The sequence below is a fragment of the Novosphingobium sp. AP12 genome (genome assembly GCF_000281975.1).
In the GTDB taxonomy this organism is placed as follows: domain Bacteria; phylum Pseudomonadota; class Alphaproteobacteria; order Sphingomonadales; family Sphingomonadaceae; genus Novosphingobium.
Map to the genome: position 1 here is coordinate 1 of NZ_AKKE01000058.1, position 14,962 is coordinate 14,962.

General features: G+C 65.8%; 12 protein-coding genes and 1 tRNA gene. 6 read left to right on the forward strand and 7 right to left on the reverse strand.

Going from position 1 to position 14,962, the window contains the following annotated elements:
• Window positions 1–55 precede the first annotated feature (55 nt).
• Window positions 56–1,090, reverse strand: a complete 1,035-nt coding sequence (dusB, locus tag PMI02_RS10315) for a tRNA dihydrouridine synthase DusB (RefSeq protein ID WP_007682293.1) — start codon at window positions 1,088–1,090, stop codon at window positions 56–58.
• 80 nt (window positions 1,091–1,170) lie between these two features.
• Here dusB and PMI02_RS10320 point away from each other — a divergent pair, with 80 nt between their 5' ends.
• From PMI02_RS10320 to PMI02_RS10330, 3 genes are read left to right on the forward strand one after another with little or no spacing between them, the layout of a single operon-like run.
• Window positions 1,171–2,346 carry a bifunctional 2-C-methyl-D-erythritol 4-phosphate cytidylyltransferase/2-C-methyl-D-erythritol 2,4-cyclodiphosphate synthase gene (locus PMI02_RS10320; RefSeq protein WP_007682294.1) on the forward strand — a complete coding sequence of 392 codons (1,176 nt, stop codon included), beginning with the start codon at window positions 1,171–1,173 and terminating at the stop codon, window positions 2,344–2,346.
• A 25-nt stretch (window positions 2,347–2,371) separates the two neighbouring features.
• Window positions 2,372–2,899 carry a hypothetical protein gene (locus PMI02_RS10325; RefSeq protein WP_007682296.1) on the forward strand — a complete coding sequence of 176 codons (528 nt, stop codon included), beginning with the start codon at window positions 2,372–2,374 and terminating at the stop codon, window positions 2,897–2,899.
• A gap of 17 nt (window positions 2,900–2,916) precedes the next feature.
• Window positions 2,917–3,444, forward strand: coding sequence for a CinA family protein (locus tag PMI02_RS10330; RefSeq protein WP_007682298.1), 528 nt, complete (start codon window positions 2,917–2,919; stop codon window positions 3,442–3,444).
• A gap of 59 nt (window positions 3,445–3,503) precedes the next feature.
• Here PMI02_RS10330 and PMI02_RS10335 read toward each other — a convergent pair whose 3' ends face one another.
• Window positions 3,504–3,950: a type II toxin-antitoxin system RatA family toxin gene (locus PMI02_RS10335; RefSeq protein ID WP_036503320.1), complete on the reverse strand. Its 447-nt coding sequence runs from the start codon at window positions 3,948–3,950 to the stop codon at window positions 3,504–3,506.
• A gap of 4 nt (window positions 3,951–3,954) precedes the next feature.
• Window positions 3,955–4,908, reverse strand: coding sequence for a lipoyl synthase (gene lipA, locus PMI02_RS10340; protein ID WP_007682302.1), 954 nt, complete (start codon window positions 4,906–4,908; stop codon window positions 3,955–3,957).
• Between the two features lie 95 nt (window positions 4,909–5,003).
• Here lipA and PMI02_RS10345 point away from each other — a divergent pair, with 95 nt between their 5' ends.
• Entirely contained in the window at window positions 5,004–5,672 is a 669-nt protein-coding gene (locus tag PMI02_RS10345) for a carbonic anhydrase (RefSeq protein ID WP_007682305.1), read from the forward strand.
• A gap of 81 nt (window positions 5,673–5,753) precedes the next feature.
• Here the strand turns inward: PMI02_RS10345 and PMI02_RS10350 are convergent, their stop codons facing one another.
• Window positions 5,754–7,100 (reverse strand): hypothetical protein, encoded by a 1,347-nt coding sequence (locus PMI02_RS10350; RefSeq protein ID WP_007682307.1) that lies wholly within the window; start codon window positions 7,098–7,100, stop codon window positions 5,754–5,756.
• Window positions 7,101–7,483: 383 nt separating this feature from the next.
• Between PMI02_RS10350 and gyrA the strand changes: the two genes are divergently transcribed.
• Both gyrA and PMI02_RS10360 read left to right on the forward strand, forming a co-directional pair.
• The gene (gene gyrA / locus PMI02_RS10355) at window positions 7,484–10,192 is read left to right on the forward strand and encodes a DNA gyrase subunit A (protein WP_369751220.1); all 2,709 of its coding nucleotides are present in this window, start codon (window positions 7,484–7,486) and stop codon (window positions 10,190–10,192) included.
• Window positions 10,189–10,530 (forward strand): DUF952 domain-containing protein, encoded by a 342-nt coding sequence (locus PMI02_RS10360; protein WP_007682309.1) that lies wholly within the window; start codon window positions 10,189–10,191, stop codon window positions 10,528–10,530. Before gyrA ends, PMI02_RS10360 begins: the two co-directional genes overlap by 4 nt.
• A gap of 52 nt (window positions 10,531–10,582) precedes the next feature.
• On the opposite strand, the gene PMI02_RS10365 is transcribed toward PMI02_RS10360, so the two are convergent.
• The 3 genes from PMI02_RS10365 to PMI02_RS10375 form a co-directional block, all read right to left on the reverse strand.
• Window positions 10,583–12,190: a class I adenylate-forming enzyme family protein gene (locus PMI02_RS10365; protein ID WP_007682310.1), complete on the reverse strand. Its 1,608-nt coding sequence runs from the start codon at window positions 12,188–12,190 to the stop codon at window positions 10,583–10,585.
• Between the two features lie 7 nt (window positions 12,191–12,197).
• A complete protein-coding gene (locus PMI02_RS10370; RefSeq protein ID WP_007682311.1) occupies window positions 12,198–14,690 on the reverse strand; it encodes a TonB-dependent receptor in 2,493 nt (830 codons plus the stop codon).
• A 167-nt stretch (window positions 14,691–14,857) separates the two neighbouring features.
• Window positions 14,858–14,934 (reverse strand) — tRNA-Arg (locus PMI02_RS10375).
• Window positions 14,935–14,962 lie beyond the last annotated feature (28 nt).

Below are 14,962 nucleotides of genomic sequence, written 5' to 3' on the forward strand. Positions count from 1 at the left end.
GGCAGGCTGGCGAGCAGCCGCTGCGCCTCGGGGATTGAGGTGCCCAGGGTGAGGCTCATGCCGCCTGAAGCTGGCCGTTGGCGGAACCGTCGCGGTAGGGTGCGTAGAATTCGGCGAGTTCGCGAAGCACTTCATCGGGATCGGAGATGAAGTTCACCTTGTTTCTGAACTCGGCCGAGCCGCGCACGCCCTTGATATACCAACCCAGGTGCTTGCGGGCCATGCGCACGCCGGTGTCGCTACCGTAGTGTTCGAGCATGTCGTCGTAGTGCCGGCGCATGATCTCGTACTGTTCGCCGATGGTGGGATCTTCGGCAACGTCCGTGCCGCGCCACCACTGCATGACCTGCCCGAGGAACCAAGGGCGCCCATACGCGCCGCGCCCGATCATGAGGCCGTCCGCGCCCGACTGTTCAAGGGCTTTAGATGCATCGGCGATCGTGCAGATGTCGCCGTTGACGATAACCGGGATCGAAACCGCTTCCTTTACGGAGCGCACGAAAGCCCAGTCGGCCTCTCCCTTGTACATCTGGTTGCGGGTGCGGCCATGGACCGTGATCATTTGCGCGCCGAGGTCCTCGGCGATGCGGGCGAGCTCGGGAGCATTGAGACTGTCATGGCACCAGCCCATGCGCATCTTGACGGTGACGGGGACCTTGACCGCCTTGACGGTCGCCTCGATCAGCTTGGTCGCCAACGGAATCTGGCGCATCAACGCCGAGCCGGCGTCGCCGTTCACGACCTTGCGTACCGGGCAACCCATGTTGATGTCGATGATGGCCGCGCCCCGGTCCTCGACCAGCTTGGCGGCTTCGGCCATCTGCTCGGGCTCGCAGCCGACGAGTTGCATCGAAACCGGGTCCTCGATCACGTCCCACATCGCCTTCTGCAGCGACACGCGCGTCTCGCGGATGGCGGCGGGGCTGGCGATCATCTCGGTGACGTTGAGGCCAGAACCGAACCCGCGCACCATCTTGCGGAAAGGAAGATCCGAAACCCCCGTCATCGGCGCGAGCACGACCGGGCAATCGATCGTCACGGGGCCGACCTGGATGGGCTTCAATGCCGGAGGATTGGGCAATTGGGTCATGATCTGCGCAGTGCTGCCTAAAAAACAGGCAGCGCATAGTGGATTGCCCTGCGCCGAGCAAGCGATTACCGGCGAAAACAATGTCGCAAATCGTTTCAGAATCCCGGAATAGCGCGGTCCATCGTGGGAGCGTCGCCGCGCTGGTCGTCGCTGCGGGCCAGGGCCTGCGCGCCGGGCAGCCGCTGCCCAAGCAGTTCGCGACCTGGCGCAGCAAGCCGGTGGTCAGGCATTCGGTCGAAGCCTTGGCAGGGGCTGGTTGCGATCCGATCCTGGTCGTCATTCCCGAAGGCGCGGAGGCCATCGCTCGCGAGGCGCTGGCGGGCATCGCCGGTGTGCAGTTCACGACCGGCGGCGTTACCCGTCAGGAGTCGGTGCGGCTCGGCCTGGAAGTGCTGGCGGGCTTGGAACCGGACCTCGTACTGATCCACGACGCTGCCCGCCCTCTCCTGCCCGCCGCCGTTGTCGAGCGGCTGCTCGGCGCGCTGGGACTGCACAGGGGCGCCATTCCAGTGCTGCCGGTGGTCGACAGCCTTGCGCATATCGAGCCGGGCGACGTGATGGGCGCGCCCGCTCGCCGGGAAGACCTGCGCCGGGTGCAGACCCCGCAGGCCTTCCGCTTCGGCGCCATCCTCGCGGCGCACCGCGAGTGGGAGGGTGCGACCAATGCCGGTGACGACGCGCAGGTGGCGCAAGCCGCCGGCATCGAAATCGCCTTCGTCGAAGGGGACGAGACCTTGCACAAGCTGACTTACGCCGCCGACTTCGCGCCCTCCCTGCCCCTCGTCCGCGTCGGCACCGGGTACGACGTGCACCAACTGGAGGAAGGCGAGGAACTGTGGCTCTGCGGCGTACGTGTCGAGCACACGCATGGACTGTCCGGCCATAGCGACGCCGACGTCGCCATCCACGCGCTTGTCGATGCAATGCTCGGCGCGATCGGCGCTGGCGACATCGGCCAGCACTTCCCGCCCAGCGATGCACGGTGGAAGGGCGCAGCATCGGACCGTTTCCTCGACCATGCCAGCAAGCTCGTGGCCGAGGCCGGCTATGCGCTCGGCAATGCGGACGTGACGATCATCTGCGAGGCGCCCAAGATCGGCCCCCACCGCGAGGCGATGCGGGCGCGGCTCGCCGCGATCCTCGGCGTTGACATCGCTCTCGTCAGCGTGAAGGCAACGACCACCGAGAAGCTGGGTTTCACCGGAAGGCGCGAAGGCATAGCCGCGCAGGCCGCGGTCAGCCTGCTCCGGCTGTAAGCGCCGGACGGACAAGGGATATTTCATGCAATCACTCGCCAAGACGATCGCCTTCGTGGCTGCCCTGACGCCCGGCCTCGCCATGGCCGCAGAGCCGGTCTGCCTGACCAAGAAGGAGGCGACCGCGCTCATCGCCTATGCTCTGCCCCAGGCGATCAACGGCACCGCCAAGCGCTGCTCCACCTCCCTGCCCGCCGACGCTTTCCTGCGCCGCCAGGGGCCGCAGCTGGCAGCTCGCTATGCCGGGCAGAAGAACCGCTACTGGCCGCAGGCAAAGCCAGCCTTCATGAAGACGCTCGGTGCGGAGGGCAGCGGATCGGCCCAGATGGTCGCCAACCTGCCCGATGAAACCGTGCGCCAGCTGGCCGACGTCTTCGTGGAAGGCTTCGTCTCGCAGCGGATCGCGCTCAAGTCCTGCACCAAGCTGGACCTCGCGATCGACCTGCTCTCGCCGCTGCCGCCAGAGAACACCGCCGGCCTGATCGCGCTGACGCTCGAAGTGGCAGCCACGGCCGACCCCAAACTCGGCAAAGTCGCGCTCTGCCGCGACTGACGCCCGAAAGGACCACAATGGCCAACCTCTTCTTCCCCCAGGACCTCGTCGCGCTCGCCCAGCGGGTGATCGACGAGAACAAGGCCCTGGGGCGCACCGTGGCGCTGGCGGAAAGCTGCACCGGCGGCCTCGTCTGCGCGGCGCTGACCGAAATTCCCGGCTCCTCCGCCGTGCTCGACCGCGGGTTCGTGACCTACTCGAACGAGGCGAAGATGGAGATGCTGGCCGTCCATTCCGACATCATCGATTCGTTCGGTGCGGTCTCCCCGGCGACGGCCTGGGCCATGGCGCAGGGCGCGATCAAGAAGAGCCGTGCTGACGTCGCAGTCGCCATCAGCGGAATAGCGGGGCCGGACGGCGGCTCCGAGATGAAGCCGGTCGGCACCGTGGTCTTCGCCTGCGCATTCCGGAACGACGAGAACGTCCATGCCGAGCAGAAGCTGCTGGAGGGCAAGACGCGCGCTGAAATCCGCCATCAGGCGGCGATCATAGCGCTGGAACTGCTGCTGCCTTCGAACGAAGGATTGCCGGAAGTGACGCTCTGAGGTGAGATAGTCAGCCGTCGCTGCCTTCGCGGCGGGGACGGCGGTTTGAACTCTTCTTGTCAGCTCGCCTGCGATACGCCGTAAAGCTCTTCCGCGCGGGTTTCGAAGGCGGCGACCATCTTGCGGAACGCCTTGTCGAAATACTGACCGGCCAGCTTCTCGAAGAGCGCGTTGCGGAAGGTGAACTTCACGTCGAACTCGACGTCGCAGGTGTGTTCGTCGACCGGGTGGAACGTCCAGCGGTTCTCGAGGTCGCGCATCGGGCCATCGACGTAGTGGACGCGCAGTTCGCGCGGGCGTTCCTTCTCGACGCGCGAGGTGAACTTCTCGCGCAGCGCCTTGAAGCCTACCAGCATGTCCGCGATCATTTCCGACCCGTCGTCGGACTTCACCCGGGTCGCGACGACCCAGGGCAGGAATTCCTGGTAGCGGCCGACGTCGGCCACGAGGTCGAACATCTGCTCGGCGCTGTACGGCATGCGCTTCGTTTCATGGATACCCGGCACGGTGTCAGGCTTTCATGCCCATGAGCGCAGCCTTGGCGAGCTTCGCCTCGCGGGCGGCGCGCATCTCGGCGAAGTCGGCGCCGGCGTGGTAGCTCGAACGCGTCAGCGGCGAGGCCGCGACCTGCAGGAAGCCCTTGGCGCGGGCGATGGCGCCATAGGCCTTGAACGCCTGCGGGGTCACGAATTCCTTGACCTCGGCGTGCTTGGGCGTCGGGCGCAGGTACTGGCCCATGGTCAGGAAGTCGATGTCGGCGCAGCGCATGTCGTCCATCACCTGGTGGACTTCGAGGCGCTCCTCGCCCAGCCCCATCATGACACCGGACTTGGTGAAGATCGACGGATCGTGGCGCTTCACTTCCTCGAGCAGACGCAGCGAGGCGTAGTAGCGCGCGCCGGGGCGGATCGTCGGATAGAGACGGGGCACCGTCTCGAGGTTGTGGTTGTAGACGTCCGGGCGCGCCATCACGATCGCCTCGACGGCGCGCTGCATCTTGTTGCGGAAGTCGGGCGTCAGGATTTCGATCGTGGTGCTGGGCGTCGCGGCGCGGATCGCCTCGATGACCTTCACGAACTGCGAGGCGCCGCCGTCGGGCAGGTCGTCGCGGTCGACCGAGGTGATGACGATGTGTTCCAGGCCCGTCTTCAGCGCCAGCTCGGCGACGTTCGCCGGCTCGGCGGGATCGACGCGGCCCGGCATGCCGGTCTTGACGTTGCAGAAGGCACAGGCCCGCGTGCAGGTATCGCCGAGAATCATCACCGTCGCGTGCTTCTTGGTCCAGCACTCTCCGATATTCGGACAGGCCGCTTCCTCGCACACGGTGTTGAGCTTGAGGTCGCGCATGAGCTGGCGAGTCTCGCCGTAGCCCTTGCTGGTCGGCGCCTTGACGCGGATCCAGTCGGGCTTGCGCTGGCGCTGCGGGGCGTCTTCGGGGCTCGGCACGGAAGAGAGATCGTTCATGCCGCCCAGATAGTCACATGTGCCCGGCCTTGCCAGCAGGAATATCCCGGTTAAGGGAAAGCTAAACTTGCCGTTACCCCATCAATGGAGGAACCATGACCGCCGAGTCCGAAGCCCAGCCCGAAGATCGCGTCCTGAACCATCTCCTCGAGGGCTATCGCCGCTTCCGAGATATCGGCTGGACGCCGCACCGCGAACGCTGGGCGCGCCTCGGCGAAGGCCAGCAGCCTGAGGTGATGATCATCGCCTGCTCCGACAGCCGAGTCGATCCGAGCCAGATCTTCGACGTCGACCCCGGCGAGATGTTCGTCGTGCGCAACGTCGCCGCGCTGGTTCCGCCCTTCGAGACCTCGCCCGGCCACCACGGTGTTTCCGCCGCGCTGGAATTCGCGGTGCAGGTCCTCAAGGTGAAGGAAATCGTCGTCATGGGCCATGGCCTGTGCGGCGGCTGCAAGGCGGCGCTGACGCAGGACCTCAAGGGCTCTGTACCGGGCGAAGGCGGCTTCATCGCGGACTGGATCTCGATGCTGGACGAAGCGCGCGAGCCGGTCGCGGCGGCCCATGGCACCACCGGCCGCGCCGCCGAGCGCGAGATGGAGCAAGCCGCGGTGCGCGTCAGCCTCGACAACCTGATGACCTTCCCCTGCGTGCGAAGCAAGGTCGCCAAGGGCGAGCTACGCCTGCGCGGCGCCTTCTTCGCGATCGCGGACGGGGTGCTGCACTTCATGGACGGCGAGACAGGCACGTTCGCGCCGGTGAACTGAGAAGCCGCTCTTATCGAAGCACCCAAACAGAAAGGGCGACGGTTTCCCGTCGCCCTTTTGTTTTTCAGCCCTGTGCGAAGATCAGTTCGCGGCAGGTGCAGCCGGAGCGGCAGCCGCCGGGGACGCCTTGCCCTTGGCATAGGCGGACCACAGTTTGGCGACCGGCACGCGGGTGCCGGTGACCTTGGCGAGGTTGGTCTGCGCATCGGCGTACTTGCCCGTCAGTGCCTGCGACATACCAAGGCGCAGGGCGACCTTGTTGGCATCGACGCCGGGCATCGAAAGTGCCTTGGCGTAGAACGTCTCGGCCTTGGCGGGCTGGTCATAGCTGAGGAACAGGTCGCCCGCGCCGACGACGCTGGCGGCCGTTGCACCCGGCTTGCTGGCGTCACGCTCAACCGAGGGCAGCGAGGCCTTGTCGGCGGCGACACGGCCCTGTGCGTTGGCAAGGTCGGCGCCGATCTCGGCCTTGGTCAGCTTGCCCTTGGCGATCCCGTCGGTCATCACCTTGGCGGCTTCGCCAGGGAACGCGCGCGGATCGACGGCATCGATGTATTCGTAGTAGTCGCGCTTCTCGGTCATCGTGCCGGTCGCGTACTTCAGGCGGATGAGGTCGAGGTCCTGGTCACGCGGCAGCGCGGCCAGCTGCGCCACGACCGAGATCGCGGTACCCCAGGTGCCGGGGTAGTACTGGCCGAGCAGCGCGGCATATTCGGTCGACGGGGCAAGCTGCTTTGCGGAGTAGGTCTGCTGGAGCACGCTGCGCAGCGCGGTTTCCGAAGGCGCTACGCCCTTGGCCTGCGCGGCGGCGACGTCGTCCTTCGCCATCTGCAGAGCCGCGTCGGGGTTGTTCGACTTCTTGTACGCATCCGCGAGCACGAGGTCGAGCTGGCCCGAGGAATCGACGTAGCCGGCGTCCTTGGCGGCCTTCAGGTACTTCGCCGAATTGGCGTAGTCGCTCAGCTGATAGGCGGTGATGCCGGCGCTGTAGTTGGTCGAACCGACGCTGGCGGCGGGGAGCTTGCCGCTTTCCAGCAGCATCACGTTGCCGCGCTGCGTGAAGGCGCGGTCCTGCGAGATGATGCCGTAGTTACGCATCCAGTTCGCCGCGGCCATCTTGTCGTCGGGCGTGGTGGCAGCGGCCGCAGCGCCTTCGAGCGCGGTCTTGCCATTGCCGCCGACGGCAGCATCGAACGCCTGCTTGGCGGCCGCGAGGTCGGTCGGCTGTGCGTTGGCGGGGACCTTCGCGGTCGCCTCAGTCATGGCCTTTTCGATCGGGCCGGCAACCTTGACGAATTCGGGCGAGAAGTTCGAGGCGGGCGCCTTTTCCTTCTTCGCCGCCATGGCGGGCGATGCGACGCCGAGCGCAAGGCCGCTGGACAGGGCAACAGCAAGAGCGACACGGGAAACAAGGAACTTGCGAGCCATCAAGGCTAACTCCTCTCAAGACAAAACAAATCCCGCCCGGAAGCAGGATCGTGAAATGGGCCGCGCCGGTTTGGCGGCGAATTCGACCCTTGGCAACCTCGTCAGCGCAATAGGTGAACGCCACTGAACGCTGTTTGAATGCAATTCGTCGCACCCGTTCAGGGTTCCCAAGCATATGTGTGGAAAACGCACCCGCCTCCGCCCCCGGCGGCACGGTTCAGGTGGCATTCGCCTGGCGCATGTCCTAGGGCGATCCATCATCCTTTTCCCACAGCAACCCTGCTGCAGTAACCGGGCGACAGAACCGCGTGAGCGACGAGACCGACATCAACGAGAACAGCGGCCCCGAGGGCGAGTACACCCGCGTCGACATCGTCGACGAGATGAAGACGAGCTATCTCGACTACGCGATGAGCGTGATCGTGAGCCGCGCGCTTCCCGACGTGCGCGACGGTCTCAAGCCCGTCCACCGCCGCATCCTCTTCGCCAGCCAGGAAGGCGGTTTCGTCGCCGGCAGGCCGTACCGCAAATCCGCCAAGATCGTCGGCGACGTGATGGGCAACTACCACCCGCACGGCGACAGCGCGATTTACGACGCCCTCGCGCGCATGACACAGGACTGGTCGATGCGCCTGCCGCTGATCGACGGCCAGGGCAACTTCGGCTCGATGGACCCAGATCCGCCAGCCTCGATGCGTTACACCGAGGCCCGCCTCGCCCGCGTCGCCAACTCGCTGCTCGACGATCTCGACAAGGACACCGTCGACTTCCTCGATAACTACGACGGTTCGCGCCGCGAACCTTCGGTCCTGCCCGCGCGCTATCCCAACCTGCTGGTCAACGGCGCCGGCGGCATCGCGGTCGGCATGGCCACGAACATCCCGCCGCACAACCTCGGTGAAGTGATCGACGGCTGCTTCGCGATGATGGACAATCCGGGGATCACCTCGGAGGAACTGTTTCAGATCATCCCGGGGCCCGACTTCCCGACCGCGCCGCTGATCCTCGGCCAGGGCGGCGCGCGCAATGCCGCGCTCACCGGCCGCGGCTCGATCATCATGCGCTGCCGCGCGCACGTCGAAGAAGCCCGCGGTGCGAGCCGCGGCGCCCGCTCGATCGTGCTGACCAGCATCCCCTACCAGGTCGGCAAGTCCAACCTCGTCGAGAAGATCGCCGAGGCCGCGAAGGACAAGCGGATCGAGGGCGTCTCGGACATCCGCGACGAATCCAACCGCGAGGGCGTGCGCGTCGTCGTCGACCTCAAGCGCGATGCCTCGCCCGAAGTGGTGCTCAACCAGATCTGGCGCAGCACCCCGGCGCAGTCGAATTTCGCCGCGAACATGCTGGCGATCCGTGGTGGCCGCCCCGAGATCATGTCACTGCGCGACATCCTCCAGGCCTTCATCCAGTTCCGCGAGCAGGTCATCACCCGCCGCACTAAGTTCGAGCTGAACAAGGCCCGCGAACGCGCGCACATCTTGCTCGGCCTGGTCGTCGCCGTGTCCAACATGGACGAGGTCGTGAAGATCATTAGGGGCGCGTCCAACCCGGCGGACGCCCGCGCCAAGCTGCTCGCCAAGGAATGGCCGATCGGGGACATCGCGCCCTACATCCGCCTCGTCGAGGCGATCGAGCCCGATGCCGAGCAGGCCGGCGGTACCTATCGTCTGTCCGAAGCGCAGGTGAAGGCGATCCTCGACCTGCGCCTCCACCGCCTGACCGCACTGGGCCGCGACGAGATCGGCGACGAACTCAAGCAGTTGTCCATCGCAATCGAGGGCTACCTCGCGATCCTGGCGGACAGGATCAAGCTTTACAACGTGATGCGCGAGGAACTTCAGGCGGTACGTGACGCTTACGCCACCCCGCGCGTCTCCGAGATCACTGCCGCCTTCGACGGGATCGAGGACGAGGACCTGATCGAGCGCGAGGACATGGTGGTGACCGTCACCATGGATGGCTACATCAAGCGCACCGCCCTCTCCACCTTCCGGGCCCAGGCGCGCGGCGGCAAGGGCCGCGCCGGCATGGCGACGAAGGAAGAGGATGCCGTGACGACGATGTTCGTCACCTCCACGCACAATCCGGTGCTGTTCTTCTCCACCGCCGGAAAGGTCTACCGCCTCAAGGTCTATAAGCTGCCCGAAGGCGGCCCGACCACGCGCGGCCGTCCGATCGTCAACCTCCTGCCCGCGCTGGAGAAGGACGAGACGATCCAGACCGTGCTCGCCCTGCCCGAGGACGAAGCGGAATGGGGCAAGCTGTCGGTCGTCTTCGCGACGGCCAAGGGCAACGTCCGCCGCAACTCGATGGATTCGTTCGCCAACGTGCCCAGCAACGGCAAGTTTGCGATGCGCTTCGAGGAGGACAGCGAGGACCGCCTGATCGGCGTCGCTCTCCTTGAGGCATCGGACGACGTGCTGCTCGCCACTCGCCAAGGCAAGGCGATCCGCTTCGCCGGCGACGACGTGCGCGAGTTCACGAGCCGCACCTCGACCGGCGTGCGTGGCATGCTGCTCAAGGGTGACGACGAGGTCATCTCGCTGTCGATCCTCCACCGCGTCGGGACCGACGCTGATGAGCGCGAACAGTACCTGCGCTTCGCGCCCTGGAAGGGCGAGAAGGACGGTGAACCCACGCTCGAAGCAGATCGCATGGACGAACTCGCCACTCGCGAGCAGTTCATCCTCACCGTCTGCGCCAACGGCTACGGCAAGCTGTCCTCGGCTTACGAGTATCGCCGCACGGGCCGTGGCGGCCAGGGCATCACCAATATCGACAACATCGGGCGTAACGGCCCGGTGGTGGCGAGCTTCCCGGCAACCCGGGCGCAGCAGCTGATGCTGGTCACCGACCAGGCGAAGCTCATCCGGCTGCCACTCGCCTCGCTGCGCGTGATCGGCCGCGGTTCGGCAGGCGTGCGCTTGTTCACCGTGTCCGGCGACGAACACGTCGTCAGCGCCGTGCGCCTCGACGAGGAGCCCGAGGGCGAAACGCCTGCGGCTCCCGTCGCCGGTGAAGCTACGGAGACGCCTGCGGCCGATAGCCCCGAGGCCCCTGAGAGCCCCGAGTCGTCCGAAGACGGCGAATGACCGACACCGTCGCCTATAAGATCCTAACCGGCGGGCAGCTTGCACAGCTGCTCGCCGACGGGACGTTCGCCGGTGCTCCCGTCGATGTGGCGGACGGCTACATCCACCTTTCCACCGCCGACCAGGCGCAGGGCACGCTGGATAAGCACTTCGCCGGGCAGGACGACCTGCACGTCGCGGTGGTCGATCTTTTGGCGCTGGGCGATGCGATCAGGTGGGAAGTCTCGCGCGGCGGCGCGCTGTTCCCGCACATCTACGCGGACCTCCCGCTTTCGGCAGTGCTCGCTCACGGGCCGGTCGTGCGTAATGCCAGCGGGACGATGGTCCTCCCGGCATAATTGTCGTCCTGGCGCAGGCCGGGATGACGGTTATTGGGATTCTACCGCTGCTTTAGTCGAACAACCGGCCAAGTTCGGCGAGCTTCAGCTTGCCGGTCGCCGTGCGGGGGATATCCGCTTCGGCGACGAAGACGATCCGGCGCGGGATTTTGTAGCTGGACAGCGTTTCCTTCAGCGCACCTCTCACTCCCTCCGCATCCGTCCTGGCCCCGTCCGCCAATACGATTGCGGCCGCCACGACCTGCCCGAACTCCTCGTCCGGCAGCCCCGTCACCGCGCTGGCGGCGACCTCCGGCAGGGCGCTAAGCGCGGTCTCCACCTCGAGCCGTGAGACGTTGGCGGCCCGTGTCTTGATCATGTCCCCCCGCCGCGCGACGAACGTGAGGTAATCGTCGGCATCGATCCGCACGAGGTCGCCGGTGGGGTAGAACCCGTCGGGCGTGAACACCTCGCAGCGGCGCCTGCCATAGAAGCCCGCCATGAGCGCTCCGCCGCGCAGGTGCAGTTCCCCCACTTCACCGACCGGGACCTCGCGCCCGGTCTCGGGATCGACCACGCGGCGCTCATACCCTCCCACCGCGCGGCCCGAGGCACCAGGCTTGTCGGCGGGCAGGCGCCGGTCGATCGGCTCGGCACTGTGAGGTGCGAACGTCTCGCTCATGCCCAGCATGTTGGACTGCAGGTGCGGTTCGATCAGCACCCCATCGGAATCACGGAACTGCCCCAGCCCGACAATGGCGGCGACGTCCAGGCCCTCTGCAACCGCCAGCGCACGCAGGCGGGTCAACCCATCGCCCCAGCCGTTGACCCGGTTCACGCGGCATCGGCGCAAGGTATCCAGCACTACCGGCAGTTCAGGCGATGCCGGATAGACCAGCGTTGCCCCCTGGCTCAGCACCTGCATTGCCATCGCCATTCCTCCCAGCCAGAACGCGGGCAGCATTGGCAACATGCGGTCCCCCGGCTTCACCAGGAACAGCTTCGCCAGTTCGGGAGGATGCCGGGTAACGTTCCACTGCGTATGTACCACCGCCTTGGGCAACGAGGTGCTGCCCGAGGTATAGACGATCACCGCCTCGTCGGAGGGCGAAACCCGCGCCTCGACCGCCGCGAGCAGCCCCTCGCCCACGCCGTCAGCGAGTGCCGATAGTTCCGCATGAGCCCCGGCCCATTCGAGCCCTCCGGCATCGTCGAACCAGACCGAGCGCAGGTAGGGCGCCTCTTCCAGCCGCAACGCTCCGGGCTCCTGCCCGGCTAACCCAGGAAAGGCCCGACCCAGAACCTCGCCATAGTCATGCCGCAACATCCGCCGAGCGGCGACGAGGACCTGCACGTCGCTGTTTGCTAGAATGTGCGCGATTTCTCGAGGCGTTGCCAGAGTGCTCACCACCGTCACCAGCGCCCCGATCCGCAGGGCAGCGAGGAATGTGGTGATCCAGAAAATCCCATCCGGCGCCAGCAGTGCGATGCGCGCACCCTTGGCCGCTCCCAGTGCCAGCAGAGCTTGCGCTATGTGGGCCGAGCGGCGGTTCAGTTCAGCATAGTCGATGGTTTCGGCGACGGTCGCCACGGCATCATTGCCGCCGCGGCGCGCGACGACCCCGGCCAGCATGGCGGAAATGGTCGAGGGCGGTCCCATGTCGCTCAAGGTGTCGCTCATGTCGTCCTCAGTGCACCTTGGGTTTGATCGTCAGGCGAAGCCAGAATTCGCGGCCGTTGTCGTAGGAGCACCAGACTTCGTCGCTTCCCGAAGGCCCTTTCGCCGGACCGCCATGCGCCTCGCCAGGGAAGAGGATACCGCCCGCATTGTTCGAATTGAAGCACAGCCCGCTGGTGTAGCGGTTGGTCAGGTTGTTCCCAAGCAGCGAAACCTCCCAGCTGTCGTCCTTCGCCCCAATGGCGACCGAAGCGCCGAGCTTGAAGAACGCACCCTGATAGAAATCCCGGCGACTACCGAGGTTGGTGGTATATTCCGAGGAGTACTGCCCGCTGGTGCCGAGGCGCAGCCTGTGGTCGTCGCCTACCGGCAGTTCGTAGTCGATGCCGTAGCTCGCCTGCCATTGCGGCGCCCGGCTGAGAGGGGTACCGGACAGGTCCTGCGCGGCGTACTGGAACGGCTGTCCGTCTGCGTTTACGAAGTAGTTGCCGTTGGCGAACGAGATCTGGTCGCCCGGATTTCCCGCGAGGTCGAGTACGCGGGGCACTAGGTTGCAGCCCTCCGCGAAGGTCTGCCCACCGGCGCAGGGCGCGCCGACGAACTCGGTGAACTTCGCCTTGTTCCAGTTGAGCGCGGCCCGGATCGACAGGCCCTCGATGGCGCGGGGGTAGAACGCCATGTCGAAATCGACGCCATAGACGCGCGCCGTGCCGGCGTTCACTGTGTTGAGCACCGGGATTCCGTTCGAGGCAGGCTGATTCACGCCCACCTGAAGCCCGTTGTAGCGATAGTAGTACGCGGCGATGTTCACGTTCAGCTGCCGATCCGCAAGCCGTGTCTTGATGCCGAATTCGCCGCCCCTCACCCGCTCATCGCCGTAGGAGTTGTCGGTGCCCGGGAACACGGGCTGGACGATGTTGTAAGACCCGGACTTGTAACCCTGCTTGAGCGAGGCGAAGGCAGTGAAGGTGTCGGTTGGCGTGAAAGTCGCGGAAACTTCCGGCGACCAGTTCTTGGATACGAGGTCGGGCGCGGTGGGCACAAAGCTGGCCCCGCCCGAACTGCTCGTCATGTCGATCGATCGGCGCTCGTCGGTGTAGCGTACGCCGCCGGCCAGCTCTAGCGTGGGGGCGACCTGAAAGCGCACCTGGCCGAAGCCGGAGATCGATTCGATGTCCATGTCGAAGGTCCCGGCCAGCAGGCGGTTGGGGAAACCCAGCGCCGTGTTGCCGGCGAGGAACGCGTCGTCGAACACGCTGGCCTTCTGGTAGAAGGCGCCGAGCAGGAAGTTGAGCGGGCCTGAATAGTCCGAAGTCAGGCGCAGTTCCTGCGTAAAGTCCTTGCGGTGGTACTCCTTGGCGGCGGCGAAGGTGGAGTAGGTACCCGGATTGAAACCACCGGTCAGCGAACGACTACGCAGGTCGTAGTATCCGGTGACCGATGTGCCAGTGAGGTCGCTGCCGATTTCGCCGTTCAGTTCCAGCGTTGCGAAGTCCTGCTTGGTCTTGACGTATGGCTTACCGTTGTTGGGCAGGCCACCGAAGGTGTCCGGATCGAGATAGACGATGGGGGCCTTGCGATCGACCTTGCAGTCCTCTCCGGGCGCGAAGAACGAAGGCACGGGGATACCTATGGATGGTAGATAGTTGGCGGTACCCTCGGGGCAGGACTTGTACTGGAAGGGGCCTCCTCCTTCGGTGTACTCGTTGGAGTGATTGAGCTTGAGGCGCGCCGTGACGGTGCCGCCTTTGTCGTAGAGCAGGGTACCACGCAGATAGACCGCATGACTGCTCCCAAGCCGGTCACGCGGCTGCACCCCGCCTAGCGCCGGGATGGCGACCGCGCTGTTATGGAAATAGCCGTCCGAGGTGTTGAGTGCCGAGGCGATACGGATGCCGACGCCATCGGCCACCGGACCCGACAGCACCGCCTCCCCGCGCATGGTGCGCGCTTTGGCCTCGTAAGCGAGGCGGCCGATGACCTCATACTCTTTGCCTGGATCGGCAGTGCGGATCGAGACGACGCCGCCGGGGCTGTTCTTGCCGAAGAACAGCGCCTGCGGCCCCTTGAGCACCTCTACCTGCGCCATGTCGAACAGGCCGATCGCATAGGCGTTGCCCTGCGTAAACTGCATGCCGTCGATGTTGAGCGAGACGGACTGGTCGATGCCCGGATCGAGCGAAGTCGTGCCCACGCCGCGGATCGAAACCTGAGCGCCGTTCTCCAGCACCGACTGCCCGAGAATGAAGCCGGGCGTCAGGCGGGTGATGCCCTGAAGGTCGACCACTTGCCCGTCGGCGATCTGCTGCGCGGTGACGACGTTGGCGACCACCGGAACCTTGAGGATCGATTCCTGCCGCTTGCGCGCGGTAACGATGATCTCGCCGGGATCGCTTGCAGCCACATCCCATGCAGGCGGAGCCGTTTCCTGAGCCACGGCGGGGGACACCCAGAGGGCGAGCAGCACGACGCACGCGCCATACGACAGGATCGTCTTGGTCATCTTGGTGGTCCCTCCCGGTCACGCCCGTCTTCATGCGGGCATGAGGAAGATGACCGCGGCGGGGGGCTGTCTCAATCGGGAGGGCGACATAAATCTGGAACAGAACGAAGCCGTGTTCTGGCATCCAGGAACTGAGCGATCGCCCAGCGCTTCGAGGTCAGCAAAAGTGGTGCGCCCGACGGGATTCGAACCCATGGCCCCCAGATTAGGAATCTGGTGCTCTATCCGGCTGAGCTACGGGCGCCCACAAGCGGCGTCCTAGCTTGCGCATG